This window comes from Kitasatospora sp. NPDC085879 (genome assembly GCF_040686255.1).
Lineage (GTDB): Bacteria > Actinomycetota > Actinomycetes > Streptomycetales > Streptomycetaceae > Kitasatospora.
The window spans coordinates 117451-134074 of the sequence record NZ_JBFBJZ010000014.1 but is presented as its reverse complement, the minus strand read 5'-3'; the positions used below and the strand labels follow the sequence as shown (position 1 = coordinate 134074).

Below are 16624 nucleotides of genomic sequence, written 5' to 3'. Positions count from 1 at the left end.
GCGGCGATAGGCATAAGTATGCACTACCGCGTATGGATTTCAAAACGCGGGCCGCCTCCGGCCGGGCTCGCGGCCAAGGTAGGCCCGCCCCCGGGCCGGGTCAACGACCGTCCCGGCGCCACGCTGCACACGGAATACGCCGAAACGCACACCACCCCGGCGACCGTGCGGTCACCGGGGTGGTGCGGGAGGTGCCTGAGGCGCGCTGCTACTGGGCCTTGGCCTGGGCCAGCTGCATCAGGTGGTCGGCCAGCGCCTGGCCGCCCGCCGGGTCACGGCTGATCAGCAGCACCGTGTCGTCGCCGGCGATCGTGCCGATGATCTCGTAGGTCTCGGCGGCGTCGATCGCCGAGGCGAGGAACTGCGCCGCACCCGGCGGGGTGCGCAGCACGACCAGGTTGCCGGAGGCCGTCGCGGAGACCATGAGCTCGCCCGCCAGCCGGGCCATCCTGGCCTCGCTGGCGGACTCCCCCATCGGCGCGCGGGGCGTGCGGTCGCCGCCCTCGGCCGGCACCGCGTAGATCAGCGCGCCGTCCCGGTTGCGGATCTTCACCGCGCCCAGCTCGTCCAGATCCCGCGACAGGGTGGCCTGGGTGACGACCAGTCCGTCGTCGGCGAGCAGCTTGGCGAGCTGGCTCTGCGAGCGGACGGGCTGACGGGTCAACAGGTCCACGATCCGCCGGTGGCGCGCGGTGCGGGTCTGCGGGACCTGCGGCGTCGCCCCGGAGGCGGGCTGGTCGGACTGGGGTGCGGTCATGTGACGATTCTCCCGGACTCCGGTCAGCTGTTCGCGTCGGGGGCTTCCCGCACCGACCGGAGGATGCCGGGGAGCGCCGCGAGGAAGGAGTCCGCCTCCTGCTCGGTCAGCACCAGCGGCGGCACGAGCCGGACGGCGTCCGGCACCGCGGCGTTCACCAGGAAGCCGGCCTGCTGGGCGGCGGCCTGCACCCGGGCGGAGACCGGCTCGGTCAGCACGATGCCGAGCAGCAGGCCGGCGCCGCGGACGTGGCTCACCAGCGGGTCGCCGATCGCCTCGATGCCGTGCCGCAGCTTGTCGCCGATCTTGCGGACGTGCTCCAGCAGGCCCTCGGCCGCGATCGTCTCCAGAACGGCGAGGCCGGCCGCGGCGACGACCGGGTTGCCGCCGAAGGTGGTGCCGTGCTGGCCGGGGTGGAGCAGGTCGGCGGTCGGGCCGAAGGCGACCGCGGCACCGATCGGCAGGCCGCCGCCGAGGCCCTTGGCGAGGGTGACGATGTCCGGCTCGACGCCCTCGTACGCCTGGTGGGCGAACCAGTGGCCGGTACGGCCGACGCCGGTCTGGATCTCGTCCAGGACCAGCAGGGTGCCGGTGGCGCGGGTGATCTCCCGGGCGGCCCGCAGGTAGCCCTCGGGCAGCGGGATCGCGCCGTTCTCGCCCTGGATCGGCTCCAGGAAGACGGCGGCGGTCTCGGTGGTGACGGCGGCCCGCAGCGCCTCGATGTCACCGAACGGCACGTGGCTGACGTCGCCGGGCAGCGGCTTGAACGGCTCCTGCTTGGCGGGCTGGGCGGTGAGCGCGAGGGCGCCCATCGTCCGGCCGTGGAAGGCGCCCTGCAGCGAGACCAGGTGGGTGCGGCCGGTCAGCCGGCTGATCTTGAAGGCGGCCTCGTTGGCCTCGGCGCCGGAGTTGCAGAAGAAGACCCGGCCCGGGCGGCCGAAGAGTTCCAGCAGCTTCTCCGCGAGCTTCACGGTCGGCTCGGCCATGAAGAGGTTGGAGACGTGGCCGAGGGTGCCGATCTGCCGGGTGACGGCCTCCACCACGGCCGGGTGGGCGGTGCCCAGCGCGTTGACGGCGATGCCGCCGACCAGGTCGAGGTACTCCCGGCCGTCGGCGTCCCACACCTTGGCGCCCTCGCCGCGGACCAGCGGGATCCGCGGGGTGCCGTAGTTGTCCATCAGCGCGTGCTGCCAGCGCTGGGTGAGGTCGGTGTTGCTCATGCCAGGCCCCCGAGTACGGTCGGTTCGTCGTCGGGCACGACCATGGTGCCGACGCCCTCGTCGGTGAAGATCTCCAGCAGCAGGCTGTGCTGCACCCGCCCGTCCAGCACGCGGGCGGTGCCCACGCCGGAGCGGACGGCCCGCAGGCAGCCCTCCATCTTGGGGAGCATGCCGGTCGCCAGCGACGGCAGCATCTCCTCCAGCTCGGACGCGGTGAGCTGGCTGATCACGTCGTCGGAGTTCGGCCAGTCCTTGTAGAGGCCCTCGACGTCGGTGAGCACGACGAGCATCTCCGCGCCGAGCGCGACCGCGAGCGCGGCCGCGGCGGTGTCGGCGTTGATGTTGTAGACGTGGCCGTCGGCGCCGCGGGCGATCGAGGAGATCACCGGGATGCGGCCGTCGCCGATCAGCGCCTTCACGGCGCCGGCCTCGATGTTGACGATGTCGCCGACCAGGCCGATGTCGACCTGCTCGCCGTCGACCACGGCGTACCGCTTGACGGCCGTCATGGTGTGCGCGTCCTCGCCGGTCATGCCGACCGCGAACGGGCCGTGCCCGTTGAGCAGCCCGACCAGCTCGCGCTGGACCTGCCCGGCGAGCACCATCCGGACGACGTCCATGGTCTCCGGGGTGGTGACCCGCAGGCCCGCGGTGAACGAGGACTCCAGGCCCAGCTTGTCGAGCTGGGCGTTGATCTGCGGGCCGCCGCCGTGCACGACCACCGGGTTCAGGCCCGCGTAGCGCAGGAAGACCACGTCCTGCGCGAACGCGGCCTTGAGGTCCTCGTCGACCATGGCGTTGCCGCCGAACTTGATCACGACGGTCTTGCCGTGGAAGCGCTCCAGCCACGGGAGCGCCTCGATGAGGGTGCGGGCCTTCGGCAGCGCGGCGTTGCTGCGGGCCTGTTCACCCTTGGGTGCGATCTTCACGGTCTCTTGTCCCCCGGGATCAGGTCGAGTAGGCACTGTTCTCGTGCACGTAGTCGGCGGTGAGGTCGTTGGTCCACACCGTCGCGGCGGCGTCGCCGGCGTTGAGGTTCGCGGTGATGACGACCTCGCGGCCGGCCATGTCGACCAGGTCGCGGTCCTCGCCGACGCTGCCGGCGCGGCACACCCAGACCCCGTTGATGGCGACGTCCAGTGCGTCCGGCTCGAAGGCGGCGGAGGTGGTGCCGATCGCGGCCAGCACCCGGCCCCAGTTCGGGTCCTCGCCGTGGATGGCGCACTTGAGCAGGTTGTTGCGGGCGACGGTGCGGGCGACCTCGACGGCCTCGTCCTCGGTGGCCGCGCCGGTGACGTCGATCCGGATGTCCTTGGAGGCGCCCTCGGCGTCGCCGATCAGCTGCCGGGCGAGGTCGGCGCAGACGGTGCGGACGGCCTCGGCGAACTCGGCCGCGTCCGGGGTGACGCCGGAGGCGCCGGAGGCGAGCAGCAGCACGGTGTCGTTGGTGGACATGCAGCCGTCGGAGTCGACCCGGTCGAAGGTGGTGCGGGTGGCGCCGCGCAGTGCGGCGTCCAGCGCCTCGCTCTCCACCGCGGCGTCGGTGGTCACCACGACGAGCATGGTGGCCAGGCCCGGGGCGAGCATGCCCGCGCCCTTGGCCATGCCGCCGACCGTCCAGCCGGCCGGGCCGGTGACCTGCGCGGTCTTGTGCACGGTGTCGGTGGTCTTGATGGCGATCGCGGCGGCCTCGCCGCCGTCCTCGCTGAGCGCCTTCACGGCCTGCTCGACGCCGGGCAGCAGCAGGTCCATCGGCAGCCGGACGCCGATCAGGCCGGTGGAGCAGACCGCGACCTCGATCGCGCCGGTGTTCAGCTCGGCGGCGACCTTCTCGGCGGTGGCATGGGTGTCCTGGAAGCCTTCGGGGCCGGTGCAGGCGTTGGCGCCGCCGGAGTTGAGGACGACCGCGGTCAGCGAGCCGGTCTTCAGCACCTGCTCCGACCAGAGCACCGGCGCGGCCTTGACCCGGTTGGAGGTGAAGACGCCCGCCGCGGCGAACTGCGGGCCGTCGTTGACGACGAGTGCGACGTCGGGGGTGCCGGAGGCCTTGATGCCGGCCGTGACGCCGGCCGCTCGGAAGCCCTTCGCCGCCGTCACGCCGATGTTCTGATGGTCCGTCACGGGCTGGCTCACGGTGCGACTCCGTTCAGCGGGAGGCCGAGCTCCTCGGGCAGGCCGAGGGCGATGTTCATGGACTGCACCGCGCCGCCCGCGGTGCCCTTCACCAGGTTGTCGATCGCGCTGATCGCGATCACCCGCCCGGCGTGCTCGTCCAGCGCGACCTGGACGAGGGCGGCGTTCGAGCCGTACACCGAACTGGTCTGCGGCCACTGGCCCTCGGGCAGCAGGTGGACGAAGGTCTCGCCCGCGAAGGCCTCGCGGTAGGCGGCACGCAGCGACTCCGCGGTGGTGCCGGGCTTCGCCTTGGCGCTGCAGGTGGCGAGGATGCCGCGGGGCATCGGTGCGAGCGTGGGCGTGAAGGAGACGGTGACGTCCTCGCCGGCCACCGGGCCGAGGTTCTGCGCCATCTCCGGGGTGTGGCGGTGCACGCCGCCGACGCCGTACGGGCTCATCGAGCCCATCACCTCGCTGCCGAGCAGGTGCGGCTTGACCGCCTTGCCGGCCCCCGAGGTGCCGGAGGCGGCGACGACCACGGCCTCCGGCTCGACCAGCTTCGCCGCGTAGGCGGGGAAGAGCGCGAGGGAGACGGCCGTCGGGTAGCAGCCGGGGACGGCGATCCGCTTGGTGCCCTTGAGCGCGGCGCGGTGGCCCGGCAGCTCGGGCAGGCCGTAGGGCCAGGTGCCGGCGTGCGCGGAGCCGTAGAACCGCTCCCAGGTCGCGGCGTCCTTCAGCCGGAAGTCGGCGCCGCAGTCGACGACCAGCACGTCCTCGCCGAGCGCTTCGGCGACGGCGGCGGACTGGCCGTGCGGCAGCCCGAGGAAGACCACGTCGTGCCCGGCCAGCACCTCGGGGGTGGTGGGCTCGAGCACGCGGTCGGCCAGCGGCAGCAGGTGCGGCTGCAGGGTGCCGAAGACCGCCCCCGCGTTGGAGCCGCCGGTCAGCGCCCCGATCTCGACCTCCGGGTGCCCGAGCAGCAGGCGCAGCACCTCACCGCCCGCGTACCCGCTCGCTCCGGCGACGGCGACTCGCAATGCCATGGCGTTCCTCCTTGGTTCAGCATGAATATACGCACCTCGGAACATTCATGCAAGGAGCTCCGGACGTCCCGGGACCAGCCTGCCCGATCCCCGCCGGACCGGGCCGCCAATCGTCGGAACCCTCCAATGTTCCCACGCCCGACATGGTGGCCGACCGTGCCCGAATGAGCGTCAGATGGCTGGCAGAGTGACAATCGGGCCCGACCGGCGGCACGGCTGCGGCGGGCACGGGATTGTGTTCCTTCCACAAGGGAGTTCACCAGTGAGTACACCGACCGATGTCGTGGTCACCGGCCTGGGGGGCCACCACCCCGCTCGGCGGGGACACCCCCTCGACCTGGGCGGCGATGCTGGCCGGAGCGTCCGGGGTCACCGCGATCGAGGAGGAGTGGGCGGCCGGGCTGCCGGTGCGGATCGCCGGGCGGCTCGCGGTGGAGCCCGCCGGGCTGCTGGACCGGGTGCAGGCCCGGAGGACGGACCGCTGCGAGCAGGTGGCGCTGGTCGCCGCCCGGGAGGCCTGGGCGGACGCCGGCCGCCCGGAGGTCGATCCGGAACGGCTGGCCGTGGTCGTCGGGACGGGTACCGGCGGGGCACTGACCATGCTCGGGCAGGACGACGTGCTGGAGGCGGCCGGCGTGCGCCGGGTCTCCCCGCACACGGTGCCGATGCTGATGGCCAACGGCCCGGCGGCCTGGGTGAGCATCGACCTCGGCGCCCGCGGCGGCGCCCACGCCCCGGTCAGCGCCTGCGCCTCCGGAGCGGAGGCGATCGCCCTCGGGCTCGACCTGATCCGGCTCGGCCGGGCCGACGTGGTGGTGGCCGGCGGCGCCGAGGCCTGCATCTGCCCGCTCACCCTGGCCGGTTTCGCCCAGGCGAAGGCGCACTCCACCCGCAACGACGCACCCGCCGCGGCCTCCCGGCCGTTCGACACCGGACGGGACGGCTTCGTCATCGGCGAGGGCGCGGCCGTGGTCGTCCTGGAGCGGGCCGGTTTCGCGGCCGCCCGCGCGGCCCGTCCGTACGCGGCGCTCGCCGGCGCCGCCGTCACCTCGGACGCCCACCACATCACCGCCGCCCACCCGGAGGGCCAGGTCCGGGCGATGCGGCGGGCCCTGGCCGCGGCCGGCCTCTCCACACTGGAGGTGGACCTGGTGCACGCCCACGCGACGTCCACCCCGCTGGGCGACCTCGCGGAGGCGCGGTCGGTCGCCGAGGCGGTCGGCACCCACCCGGCGGTCACCGCGATCAAGTCGATGACCGGCCATCTCTTCGGTGCGGCCGGGGCACTGGGCGCCGTCGCGGCCGTCCTGTCGGTGCGGGACGGTGTCGTCCCGGCGACCCTGAACCTCGACGAGCCCGACCCGGAGGTGAAGCTGGACGTCGTCACCGGCGGCCCGCGGCCGGGCCGGTACAACGCGGCCCTCGGCAACGCCTTCGGCTTCGGCGGCCACAACGTCTCGCTGGTGTTCACGGGCGTCTGACGCGACCACGGCACGGTGCCCGTGGGCCGGCAGCCGGCCCACGGGCACCGCCAGGGCGTCAGTGCCAGTTGCTGATCCTGACATCGCGCGGCGCGGGGGCACCCGTGCCGGTTTCGAGCAGCTGCTTGAGGCTCATCAGGAAGGTCGCCCACTTGGTGCTGCAGTGGTACATGAATTCCACCGGCTCCCGCCACCCCTCGTGCCGGAACAGCACGATCGTGAAGCCGTCCTCCTGCTTGAGGTCGAAGCCGACCTGCGTGCCGATCCACTCGGCGGGGCCGTCGACGACCTCCCAGAGCACCCGCCGGCCGGGCCGGGCTTCGAGGACCTTCATGTCGAACCCGCCGGGCTCGAAGCGGAACCGGAGCACGCCGCCGGGGGCGCCGTCGCCGTCGGTGTCCTCCGTCCACCAGTTCGCCAGGCCCTCGACCGTGGTCAGGGCGGCGTAGACGTCGTCGGGGGACGACAGGACTCCGATTCTGTGCAGGATGTCGGCCATCTCGACACCTCTTCTCTTCCTTGTCCGGGCGCCCGCGGGTGCGGGCAGGTCGGGTCGGCGCCGCCGCGGCTGCGGCGGCACGGCTTTCGTTCGGGTCAGTCCTCCCGGCCGCGCTGGAGGGCTTCGGCGATCCGCTTGATGCGGCTGAGCCGGGCATCCCAGGCGGCCCCGACGGAGGACAGTTGCGCTACCGCGCGGGCGAGTTGGGCCTCGTCCACCTCGTAGCGGCGCTCACGGCCGGCCGGCGCGGCATGGACCAGCCCGACCCGGTCGAGCACGGTGAGGTGCTTGGCGACCGCCTGCCGGGTGACGGGCAGCCGCTCGCTCAGCGTCGTCGCCGTACCGCCGCCGTCGGCCAGCAGCAGGTCGAGCATCCGCCGCCGGGTGGGATCCCCCACGGCCGACCACAGGTCGTCGTCGACGGCGGCGTTCATGGGGTCGACACCAGCCGGGCGACGTAGGCCGTGAGGCGGGGAAGGAAGTGGTCCCAGCCGGAGACGTGGTCGCGGTAGCACTCCTCCAGTACGGCCGCCTCCCAGCCCTTCTCCCGGAAGCCCGTCTCGGAGAAGCGCAGCAGCGTGCCGGCGCCCGACGGAACCAGGTCGAAGGTCACCAGGAGCGAGTTGGCCGGTGTGGCGGCCTCGCCCTCGTCGTACACCCAGCGGAAGGAGAACCGGCGGGGCGGGTCCGCCTCGACCACCGTGAGCCGTTCGACCTTCGCGTCGGGGGTCGAGCCGTCGCCGAACACGATCACCCCGAGGGCGCCGGGCACCGGCTTCAGGTCCGCCTCGTCCGGCCACCACTCGCGCAGGTGCTCGGGCGTGCTGAGGACTTCGTAGACCACCTCGGGTGCGGCTCCGATGTGGATCTCCCGCTCGATGCTGCCGTACTCCATCGGACACCTCCGCCGTCACGCAACCTTTGGTTGCATATAACGGTAGACCCGTCGCCCGGGATGTGCAACCAAGAGTTGCGCGAGATGCCGCCCGGGCCGGGCGGGCGGAGCGCCGCAGGACGCGGGGTCAGTTCTTCACGGCGCGCAGCAGGACGAACTTCGGGTCGCTCGCCACCGTGCGGCAGTTGCCGAACAGGCGGCGGAGCTTGACGTGGTAGCCGAGGTGGCGGTTGCCGATCACCCAGAGCTCGCCGCCCGGCCGCAGGGCCCGGCGGGCACCGGTGAACATCCGCCAGGCGGTCGCGTCGGTGAGTGCCTGGTGGCTGTGGAACGGCGGGTTGTTCAGGACCAGGTCGACGCTGCCGGGGGCGACGGCGGCCATGCCGTCGCCGGCCTCGAAGCGGGCCGGGGCGTCGGGGCCGAGGTTGGCCCGGAAGGTGGCCTCGGCGGAGGCCACGGCCTGGTACGACTCGTCCAGGAAGACCACCTCGGCCGCCGGGTTGGCGAGGGCGGCCGCGGTGCCGACGACGCCGTTGCCGCAGCCGAGGTCGACCACCGTCTCCGGGCCGCGCCGCTCCGGCAGGTGGTTCAGCAGGAAGCGGGTGCCGATGTCCAGGCGGTCGGCGCAGAAGATCCCGGCGTGGTTGTGGACGGGCCGCCCGGCGGCCGCACCGATGTCCTCCGGCAGCCGGTAGGTCTGCGGCCAGGGGCTGCCGGTGCGGGCGATCGCGGGATCCGGCGTGCAGTGGATCAGGCGGGCCTTGCGGACGGCGAGCGAGGTGCGGGTCGGGCCGAGGACGGACTCGAAGAGCGAGAGCGTCGAGGTGTGGATCTCGGTGACCATGCCGGTGCCGACGACGATGGTGCCCTCGTGGACGGCCGGGGCGAGCCGGTGCAGCTGGTCCTCCAGCAGGGCGAGGCTCTTGGGCACCCGGACGAGCAGCACGTCGACCCGGTCCGGCGGGGTGTCGCGGGTGGACAGCAGCCGGACGGCGTCCGCGTGCTCGGCCCGGTTGCGGGCGAGGTTGGCGAGGGTGGCCTGCCGGCCCAGCCAGGAGTCGCCGATCTGCACGGGGTGGTGCTCGGCCAGCGCGGTGGCCAGCGCCCCCCAGCGGTCGCCGACGACGGCGATCCGGCCGGTCAGGTCGGTTCCGCTCTCCGCCAGGTGTCGCAGCAGGTAGTCGTCGGCGGCGTCCCAGGCGCGCAGCCGGTCGCGGGGGTCCTCGGGGAAGCGGGTGAGGTCGATCTCGCCCCACGGCGTGCTCAAGCGGTTCATCGTCCACCCAGGCTATCCGACCTGCGGGCCTGCTCCGGCGGGGCTGCGACGCTTGCGGCGCCGCTGTCGGGTCCTCCCTGACCTCCTCGCGGACGGCACGACCTCCGGTCGAGCCGCCTCCGTACCACCGGGTGGAGCGGCTGTGCCGGGCCCCGGTGACCGCCGGACCGTCATTCGGCGACGGCTCCCCGGCCGTTGACGGCGCGTCGACCCGTGCCGGCGGTGGTGGGCGCCGACGGAGAGCGGGCGGTGCGGTGTTAGCCTGCGGCGAAGCGGCGCCGGGGGGCGCCGCAGTTTCGGGGGATCACGGTGGCTTCGGCGGGGCTGGGTGCCGGGCGCGGATGGCGCCCGGCGGGGTCGGCGGCCGGGGCGGCGGTGCTGCTGGTCGCGGGGTACGCGGCCGGGGTCTGGTCGGACCGGTCGGGCGGCCGGATCCGGGTGTCGGAGCTGCTGGACCGTCCGGTGCCGATGCTCGGCGCGGCCGCCGTCCTGCTGGTGGTGGCGCTGTTCCTCGCACCGCACCGACCGGGCCGGGGCCTGTTCACGGCTCCGGTGGTGCTGTTCACCGGGATCCTGGTGCTGCGGGTGCTGATCGGGGCGCTGGACACGGCCGAACCGCCGCGGCAGCACACGGTGCTGACCGTCGCGGCGCCCGGCCGGGCGGACCGGCTGCTCTCGGTGGTGCGCCACGCGGTCGGCCCGTGCTGGTCGGTCGAGGTGGAGACCGGCGCCGGCTGGTCCGCCCGGCGCTGGCTGCTGGGCGTCTTCGAGCACGGCCCGGCGGCGGGCGGTCCGGTGGACGGCCGCTGGGACGGCCCGGACCGGGTCGTGGTGCGGGCCGCGGACGGCGAGCACGTCTTCGACCTGCCGGACGACCCGGGCGAGCGTCCGCACCGCCGCTGACCGCCGGCCGCCGACGGCGCCGCTCGGGCACGGTGAGCGGTCAGGGCCGCCCGCGGTGCCGGGCCCACTCGTCGGCCAGCACGGACATCACGGTGGCGTCGACCCACTCGTCGCCGTCCCGCAGCGCCTCGCGCCGGACGCCCTCCACGACGAAGCCGACCTTCTCGTAGACCCGCCGGGCGCGCGGGTTGAACGCGAACACCTCCAACTCGATCCGGTGCAGCCCGAGCCGGTCGAAGGCGTGGCCGAGGAGGAGTCGCAGCGCCTCGGTGCCGAGGCCGCGGTCGCGGCCGGCCGGGCCGATCAGGGTGCGGAAGTTGCAGCTCCGATTGGGCTCGTCCCACTCGTTCAGCACGGCCTCGCCGACGCAGCGGCCGCTCGCCAGGTCGACCACGGCGAGGTCGAGCCGGTCCGACTGCTCGTTGCGGGAGGTGTACCAGCGGACGAGCCCGTCGGCGTCGATCGACGGCTGCCCGGTGCTGCCGGTCAGCCGCATCACCTCGGGGTCGTCCAGCGCGGCCGTGATCTCGGGCAGATCCTCGGGGCGGAAGGGGCGCAGCTGCACCTTGGTGCCGGTGAGGACGGGTTTGTGGGCGAAGTCGGCGGTCACCCCGCGATTCTCGGCGGCGGCCGGTGGCCCGGCAACGGAATTCCCGGGCGTGGTGGTCAGTTCCGCGGTTCGGCGTCCAGCCAGCGGTTGCCCTGCAGGCGGCTGTAGCGGAGGTGGGCGGTGTCTCCCGGGACGATCCGGAACGGCGTGCCCCGGTCGTCGATGGCGACGGTCTCGGACCGGCCCTGGTCGACGTAGCTGAGTTCGGCCGTCCAGGTGCAGTCGCAGGTCGTGCTGAGGGTGGTGATCTCGAAGGTGACGGACCGCCGGGGGTCGACGGAGAGTTGGAGGGCGTTGAGGTTGACGGGGGTGTCGTCGGCCCGCTTGCCCTTGACGACGGGCGGGTCGCGGTCGATGTCGACGGTCACGTGCACCACCTCGCGCGGGCCGCCGCCGCACTGCGGGTCGACCAGGACGCTGACCACGGTGCCCGTGCGGGCGGTGGACCGGGCGACCGTCTTGACGGAGAGGCGGCGCAGGTCGATCTGGCGGTCGGCGGTGCTCTGGACCACCGCCTCGGTGAGGCTCCGTCCGGCGATCGCGCCCCGGCGTTCCCGTGCCCAGGCGTCGGGGTCGGAGCCGGGGGCGTCCAGGCGGCGTACCGCTTCGGGGGTGAGCGGCAGCCGCCACAGGTCGTTGGCCTCGCAGCCGGGCGCGACGACCTCGGTGTTGGCGAGCAGGGCGCCGGCCGGGGGTGAGGCCGCGCCGCCGGCTGCCGGGGACGCGGAGCCGGGTACGGCGGGGCCGCTGTCGGCCGGCGCGGGCCGGCCGCCGGCGGGGGAACCGGGCGCGGGCCACAGTGCGGGTGCGGCGATCCAGGTGAGGGCGAAGGCCGCGGCTGCGCTGCCGGTGCCGACGGCGGCCAGCCGCCGACGGGCGGCCGCGGCCGGCGGGGTGTCGCCGGGGCGGCGTGCGAGGAGTGTCATCAACCGATCCTGAATCCGCCGCAGGTGCTGGAGACGAGCGATCCGTCCGGACGGATCCTGTAGTAGACCACCGTCCAGTCGCCCTTCTGGTCGAGGGCGGCCGCGCCGGGGAAGTCCTCCGGATAGGCGGCGAAGCTCTCCGGTGGTTGGCCGCCGTCCGGCCTGCCGACCAGCAGGACCTTGCTGATCTGGGCGGCCGGGTGCTCGTGGGCGGCCGACTGCGCCGGGGTCCGGATCTCGACGACGGTGTACTCCGGCCTGCCGTCCTCGCTGGTGCGCAGCGACCCGAAGAGTCGCCTGCCCGTCTCGTCCGGTCTCCTCGGGAAGGTCCAGTCGCCGGTGTGGGGTCCGGCGATCGGGGTGCCGTCCCCGGTGGCGCGGTGGTTGCAGGCGTCGCTCGCGAAGACGTAGGCGAGGTCGCGGTCGGCCTCCGGGATGCGGGCCGGGCCGACCGGGCCGGGTCGGCCGTCGGCACCGGTCGAGGGCGCGGTGGTGCCCGGTGCGGCGGAGCCCGCCGCGGCGTCCGAGGGCCCGGGCGAGGGCGCTGACGAGGTCGTGGCGACGGCGGTGGCGGCCGTGGTGGCCGCGGCGGTGCCGGCGGCGGGGCTTCCCGTCCCGCCGGGCGGCAGCCGACCGACGGCCAGCGAGAGGACCAGGGCGAGTGCGGCACCGAGGACCGCCGCGGTACCGCCGACGGCGGTTGTGAGCAGGCCGGACGGGCGGGCCCGGACGGTCGGGGGCGCATCGGCCCCCGTCCCGTCGGTGGCACCGGTCAGCTCGCGGTAGACCGGGTCGTCGACGAGGGAGCCGTCGACGTTCAGCTCGCGGACGATGTCGGCCGCGGTGGGTCGGTCGGCCGGCCCGTGGGCGGCGCAGCGGCGCAGCAGGGCGGCGAACGCCGGTTCCACGCCGTCGAGGTCGAGGTCGCCGGCGACGGCCTGGTAGATCAGCGCGGGTGCGCCGTGCCCGGCGAACGGGGGGCGGCGGGTCGCGGCGAACGCGGCCGTGCCGGCGAGCGCGAAGACGTCGGCGGGCGGGCCGCCGCGCTCGCGGCCGGAGAGCACCTCGGGCGCGAGGTAGCCGAGGGTGCCCGCGATCTGCTGCGGGTCGCCCGTCGCGGTGTGGGCCGGGCTGCGGGCGATGCCGAAGTCGATCAGGCGTGGTCCGTCGGCGGCCAGGATGACGTTGGAGGGCTTCAGATCGCGGTGCAGCACCCCTTGGCGGTGCACGTCGGCCACCGCCTCGGCGAGCGCGGCGAGCAGCCGCCGGCAGGTCGCGGCCGGAAGCGGACGCCCGTAGGAGGCGACGGCGGCGGCCAGGGTGGGGCCGGCCAGGTACTCGGTGGCGAGCCAGTAGGGCGCGTGCTCGGTCCCGGCATCGACCAGGGCGGCCGAGAAGGCGCTGCGCATCCCGCGGACGACCGCGACCTCGCGGCGGAAGCGGGGCAGAGCCTCCGGGTCGTCCCGCAGATCCGGGTGGACGATCTTCAGGGCCACCTGGCGGCCGCCGGGCGACCTCGCGAGGAAGACCTCGCCCATGCCGCCGGCGCCGAGCGGGCGCAGCACCTCGTACCGGCCGATCCGGCGGGGTTCGCCCCCGGGGAACTCCTGCATGACCCGGCGGCCCCCCGCTGTGTCGTCCTCGCCCTGGCTGTGGATCGGCCGCACGCGGGCCGGGCGACAGTATGCCGTCGGGCGGCGGTGCGTGGTGGCCGGTCCGGACAAGTGGTGCCGGATCGGCCGACGGGGCGTCACCTGCCGCCCGGGCCGGTACCGTGCCTGCATGCAGACCAGGCCGACCCTGCTCGGCGCCGTCGTCCTCCTGCGGCCGGCGTTGCCCGCCGACGTGCCCGCCCTGGCGGGGATCCGCGCCACGCCGGAGGTGCGGGCCCGCTGGCGCGGCGGGCCCGACATGACCGCCGAGGTGCGGTCGGACCTCGCCGACGAGCAGACGCCGACCCTGGCGGTGGAGTACCGGGGGCGGGTGGTCGGTGCGATCCAGTGGCACGAGGAGGACGAGCCGGACTACCGGCACGCGGGCATCGACGTCTACCTCGACCCGTCGGTGCACGGCCGCGGCCTCGGGACGGACGCCGTCCGCACCCTCGCCCGCTACCTGGTCACCGAACTCGGCCACCACCGGCTGGTCATCGACCCGGCCGCCGACAACACCCCCGCCATCGCCTGCTACCGCAAGGTCGGCTTCCGCCCGGTCGGGGTGATGCGGCAGTACGAGCGCGGCCCGGACGGCACCTGGCACGACGGCCTGCTGATGGACCTGCTGGCGGACGAGCTCACTGCCGCCGACGCGCCCGCCTCGGGGCGGCGGCGCAGCGCGGCGCGGGCGGCACTGCGCAGGATCAGGCTGCGGCGGCGCTCGCGCGGGTGAGGGGCCGTCCGTACCCGGGTGGGTTGCGGCTCAGCCGGTGGCTTCGGTGACGGCCTCGGCGAGGAGGTCGGCGGCGTGGGCCAACTGCCGTTCCGTCAGGCCGGCGTAGCCGAGCACCAGGGCCGGCGGGCCGGGGAGTGCGAGGCGGGTGGGGGCGACGGGGTCGACGCGGACGCCGCGGGCGGCGGCGGCCTCGACCACGGCCGGTTCGGTGCAGCCGGGCGGCAGGTCGAGGTGGAGGTGGAGGCCGGCGGCGACGCCGCGGACGGCGGCCGCGGGCAGGTGGCGGGCGAGTGCGGCGGTGAGGGCGTCGCGGCGGGCCCGGTAGCGGGCGCGGACGGCGCGCAGGTGCCGGTCGTGGCCGCCGTCGGCGAGCAGGCGGGCGAAGGCGAGTTGGTCGAGGGTGGAGCAGCCGAGGTCGGTGTACTGCTTGTCGGTGCGGAACTCCTCGACCATCGGCTCCGGCAGGACGGCCCAGCCGAGCCGGAGTCCGGGCGCCAGTGACTTGCTGAGCGAGCCGAGGTGGACGACGAGGTCCGGGGCGAGGCCCTGGAGGCAGCCGACGGGTTCGCGGTCGTAGCGGAACTCGGCGTCGTAGTCGTCCTCGATCACGAGGGCGCCGGTGCGGCGGGCCCAGCCGATCAGTGCGGCACGGCGTTCGGGGGCGAGCACCACGCCGGTCGGGTACTGGTGGGCGGGGGTGACGAGGACGGCGCGGGCGCCGGTGGCGGCGAGCGCGTCGACGTCGAGGCCGTGCTGGTCGACGGGGACGCCGACCGGTTCGATGCCGTGGGCGCGCAGCAGGCCGAAGGTGCCGGGCGAGCCCGGGTCCTCGACGGCGATGGTGCGGTGGCCGTGCCGGACGAGTCGGCGGACCACCAGGGCCAGTCCCTGGGCGACGCCGCCGACCACGGTGAGCCGGCCGGGGTCGGCCGCGGCGGCGCGGACCCGGCCGAGGTAGGCGGCGAGTTCGGCGCGCAGGGCGGGGTGTCCGGCCGGGTCGCCGTAGCCGAGGGCGCTGTGCTCGGTGGCGGCGAGGGCGCGGCGCAGCGCGGTCTGCCAGGCGGCCCGCGGGAAGAGCGCGAGGTCGGGGGTGCCGGGTTTGAGGTCGTAGCGGACGGCCGGCGCCGTCGTCGCCGGTGGCGGCGCGGGCGGGCGCGGCGTGATGCCGTCGGCGACCCGGGTGCCGGCCCCGGGCGTGCTCACCAGGTAGCCCTCGGCGACGAGTTGGGCGTAGGCCTCGACCACGGTGCCGCGCGAGAGGCCGAGGTCGCGGGCGAGCGTGCGGGTGGCGGGCAGCCGTCCGCCGGCGGGAGGGCGGCCCTGCCGGACGGCGTCGCGCAGGGCGGTGGTGAGCCGGGCGGTGAGGCCGCCGTCCCTGGTGGGGTCGAACGGGAGCAGCAGTTCGGTCACCGGGCCACCTCCATGGCGGGAGCGTACAGCGGCCCGGCGGTCCGGGTGCGGCGGATTGGTCCACTGCAGGGCTGCCGAAGTGGACCTGGGTGGTGGACCACGGGCCGCCTAGCGTGGCGGGCATGTCCCTCTCCCCCACCGCCTCCGGCGGCCTGCGCGGTGCGGCCGCGATGACCATGCTCGGCTGTTCGACCGGGGTGAGCGCGGCGTTCGCCGGCTACCCGCTGGCGGGCGGGCAGGCGCTGCGCTATCTGCTCGCGGCGGTCCTGCTGCTGCCGGTCGCCGTCCGGGCGGCGCCCGGTGCGCTCCGGCCGACGGCCCGGGAGTGGGGGCGGCTCGTGCTGCTCTCGGCGATCGGCCTGGTCGGCTTCAACGTGCTGCTGGTGCAGGCGCTGCGGCACTCGGGGCCGGCCGCGGTGGGCAGTGTGGTGGGTGCGGCGCCGCTGCTGATGGCGGTGCTCGGGCCGGTGCTCGCCGGGCGGCGGCCGTCCCGGCGGACGGTGGCCGCGGCGGCGGTGGTGGCGGCCGGGGCGGCGGTGGCACAGGGGTTCGGCGCGGGGGACGCGGTCGGCACCGTCCTCGCGGTGGGGACGCTCGGCTGCGAGGTCGGGTTCTCGCTGCTGGCGGTGCCGCTGCTGCCGCGGCTCGGGCCGGTCGGGGTGTCGGCCTGGGTGACGGTGCTGGCGGTGCCGATGTTCGCCGCGACGGCGCTCGTGGACGGGCGGGCGGCGCTGCGGTGGCCGAGCGGGTCGGAGCTGGCCGCGCTGCTGTACCTGGCGGTGCTGATGACCTGTGTGGCCTTCCTGCTCTGGTACCGGGCGCTGGAGCTGCTCGGGCCGGAGCGGGCCGGGCTGTTCGCGGGGCTGGTGCCGGTCACCGCCGCACTCTCCGGGGCGGTGCTGGGCGAGGGGGTACCACGGACGGGTGAACTGCTCGGCGCGGTGCTGGTCGGCGCCGGGGTCTGCCTCGGTCTGCGGGCCGGTGCCGCCTCCCCCGCCGGCCGGCCCGGGCCGGCCGTGGGACGGCCGCAGCCGGCGGACCGGCAGCCGGTGTCCTGACGTCCGCACGCGCGGAAACCGGGTGCGGACGGCCCGCCGG

The 16624-nt window shown here is 75.1% G+C and carries 15 protein-coding genes and 2 pseudogenes; 4 read left to right on the top strand and 13 right to left on the bottom strand.

Annotated features, from left to right (window positions below; translation table 11 throughout):
• Positions 1-208: 208 nt before the first annotated feature.
• From AB0P35_RS13930 to argC, 5 genes are read right to left on the bottom strand one after another with little or no spacing between them, the layout of a single operon-like run.
• Positions 209-757: an arginine repressor gene (locus tag AB0P35_RS13930; RefSeq protein WP_095871988.1), complete on the bottom strand. Its 549-nt coding sequence runs from the start codon at positions 755-757 to the stop codon at positions 209-211.
• A gap of 23 nt (positions 758-780) precedes the next feature.
• A complete protein-coding gene (locus AB0P35_RS13925; RefSeq protein WP_363510267.1) occupies positions 781-1977 on the bottom strand; it encodes an acetylornithine transaminase in 1197 nt (398 codons plus the stop codon).
• Positions 1974-2906: an acetylglutamate kinase gene (argB, locus tag AB0P35_RS13920; protein WP_095871990.1), complete on the bottom strand. Its 933-nt coding sequence runs from the start codon at positions 2904-2906 to the stop codon at positions 1974-1976. The genes AB0P35_RS13925 and argB overlap by 4 nt, the downstream gene beginning before the upstream one ends.
• Before the next feature lie 19 nt (positions 2907-2925).
• A complete protein-coding gene (gene argJ, locus AB0P35_RS13915; protein ID WP_363510304.1) occupies positions 2926-4080 on the bottom strand; it encodes a bifunctional glutamate N-acetyltransferase/amino-acid acetyltransferase ArgJ in 1155 nt (384 codons plus the stop codon).
• Between the two features lie 26 nt (positions 4081-4106).
• Positions 4107-5135: an N-acetyl-gamma-glutamyl-phosphate reductase gene (argC, locus tag AB0P35_RS13910; RefSeq protein ID WP_095871991.1), complete on the bottom strand. Its 1029-nt coding sequence runs from the start codon at positions 5133-5135 to the stop codon at positions 4107-4109.
• 262 nt (positions 5136-5397) lie between these two features.
• Between argC and AB0P35_RS13905 the strand changes: the two are divergent.
• A pseudogene (locus AB0P35_RS13905) lies at positions 5398-6616 on the top strand (beta-ketoacyl-ACP synthase II).
• Between the two features lie 58 nt (positions 6617-6674).
• Here AB0P35_RS13905 and AB0P35_RS13900 read toward each other — a convergent pair.
• The 4 genes from AB0P35_RS13900 to AB0P35_RS13885 form a co-directional block, all read right to left on the bottom strand.
• On the bottom strand, positions 6675-7115 hold the full coding sequence (locus AB0P35_RS13900) for an SRPBCC domain-containing protein (protein ID WP_095871993.1): 441 nt from the start codon (positions 7113-7115) through the stop codon (positions 6675-6677).
• A 95-nt stretch (positions 7116-7210) separates the two neighbouring features.
• Positions 7211-7549, bottom strand: a complete 339-nt coding sequence (locus tag AB0P35_RS13895) for a metalloregulator ArsR/SmtB family transcription factor (RefSeq protein WP_363510264.1) — start codon at positions 7547-7549, stop codon at positions 7211-7213.
• Positions 7546-8010, bottom strand: a complete 465-nt coding sequence (locus AB0P35_RS13890) for an SRPBCC family protein (protein WP_095871995.1) — start codon at positions 8008-8010, stop codon at positions 7546-7548. The genes AB0P35_RS13895 and AB0P35_RS13890 overlap by 4 nt, the downstream gene beginning before the upstream one ends.
• Positions 8011-8137: 127 nt before the next feature.
• On the bottom strand, positions 8138-9286 hold the full coding sequence (locus AB0P35_RS13885) for a methyltransferase (protein WP_363510262.1): 1149 nt from the start codon (positions 9284-9286) through the stop codon (positions 8138-8140).
• A gap of 309 nt (positions 9287-9595) precedes the next feature.
• On the opposite strand from AB0P35_RS13885, the gene AB0P35_RS13880 reads away from it, so the two are divergent.
• Complete coding sequence (locus tag AB0P35_RS13880; RefSeq protein ID WP_363510260.1) at positions 9596-10189, top strand: hypothetical protein; 594 nt, start codon at positions 9596-9598, stop codon at positions 10187-10189.
• A 40-nt stretch (positions 10190-10229) separates the two neighbouring features.
• Here AB0P35_RS13880 and AB0P35_RS13875 read toward each other — a convergent pair whose 3' ends face one another.
• The 3 genes from AB0P35_RS13875 to AB0P35_RS13865 are packed head-to-tail and all read right to left on the bottom strand — an operon-like array spanning position 10230 to position 13392.
• On the bottom strand, positions 10230-10799 hold the full coding sequence (locus AB0P35_RS13875) for a GNAT family protein (protein ID WP_363510258.1): 570 nt from the start codon (positions 10797-10799) through the stop codon (positions 10230-10232).
• Between the two features lie 56 nt (positions 10800-10855).
• On the bottom strand, positions 10856-11725 hold the full coding sequence (locus tag AB0P35_RS13870) for a hypothetical protein (RefSeq protein ID WP_363510256.1): 870 nt from the start codon (positions 11723-11725) through the stop codon (positions 10856-10858).
• The gene (locus AB0P35_RS13865) at positions 11725-13392 is read right to left on the bottom strand and encodes a serine/threonine-protein kinase (RefSeq protein WP_363510254.1); all 1668 of its coding nucleotides are present in this window, start codon (positions 13390-13392) and stop codon (positions 11725-11727) included. The genes AB0P35_RS13870 and AB0P35_RS13865 overlap by 1 nt, the downstream gene beginning before the upstream one ends.
• Positions 13393-13507: 115 nt before the next feature.
• Between AB0P35_RS13865 and AB0P35_RS13860 the strand changes: the two are divergent.
• A pseudogene (locus AB0P35_RS13860) lies at positions 13508-14023 on the top strand (GNAT family protein); the annotation flags it as partial.
• 120 nt (positions 14024-14143) lie between these two features.
• Here the strand turns inward: AB0P35_RS13860 and AB0P35_RS13855 are convergent.
• Positions 14144-15526, bottom strand: coding sequence for a PLP-dependent aminotransferase family protein (locus tag AB0P35_RS13855; RefSeq protein ID WP_363510252.1), 1383 nt, complete (start codon positions 15524-15526; stop codon positions 14144-14146).
• 122 nt (positions 15527-15648) lie between these two features.
• Here AB0P35_RS13855 and AB0P35_RS13850 point away from each other — a divergent pair, with 122 nt between their 5' ends.
• Positions 15649-16584, top strand: coding sequence for a DMT family transporter (locus AB0P35_RS13850; RefSeq protein WP_363510250.1), 936 nt, complete (start codon positions 15649-15651; stop codon positions 16582-16584).
• Positions 16585-16624: the final 40 nt, after the last annotated feature.

Bases quoted from the DNA above. Each gene is read 5' to 3' on its own strand.
- AB0P35_RS13930 (WP_095871988.1), bottom strand. From the start codon at position 757: ATGACCGCACCCCAGTCCGACCAGCCCGCCTCCGGGGCGACGCCGCAG.
- AB0P35_RS13925 (WP_363510267.1), bottom strand. From the start codon at position 1,977: ATGAGCAACACCGACCTCACCCAGCGCTGGCAGCACGCGCTGATGGAC.
- argC (WP_095871991.1), bottom strand. From the start codon at position 5,135: ATGGCATTGCGAGTCGCCGTCGCCGGAGCGAGCGGGTACGCGGGCGGT.
- AB0P35_RS13900 (WP_095871993.1), bottom strand. From the start codon at position 7,115: ATGGCCGACATCCTGCACAGAATCGGAGTCCTGTCGTCCCCCGACGAC.
- AB0P35_RS13895 (WP_363510264.1), bottom strand. From the start codon at position 7,549: ATGAACGCCGCCGTCGACGACGACCTGTGGTCGGCCGTGGGGGATCCC.
- AB0P35_RS13890 (WP_095871995.1), bottom strand. From the start codon at position 8,010: ATGGAGTACGGCAGCATCGAGCGGGAGATCCACATCGGAGCCGCACCC.
- AB0P35_RS13885 (WP_363510262.1), bottom strand. From the start codon at position 9,286: ATGAACCGCTTGAGCACGCCGTGGGGCGAGATCGACCTCACCCGCTTC.
- AB0P35_RS13870 (WP_363510256.1), bottom strand. From the start codon at position 11,725: ATGACACTCCTCGCACGCCGCCCCGGCGACACCCCGCCGGCCGCGGCC.
- AB0P35_RS13850 (WP_363510250.1), top strand. From the start codon at position 15,649: ATGTCCCTCTCCCCCACCGCCTCCGGCGGCCTGCGCGGTGCGGCCGCG.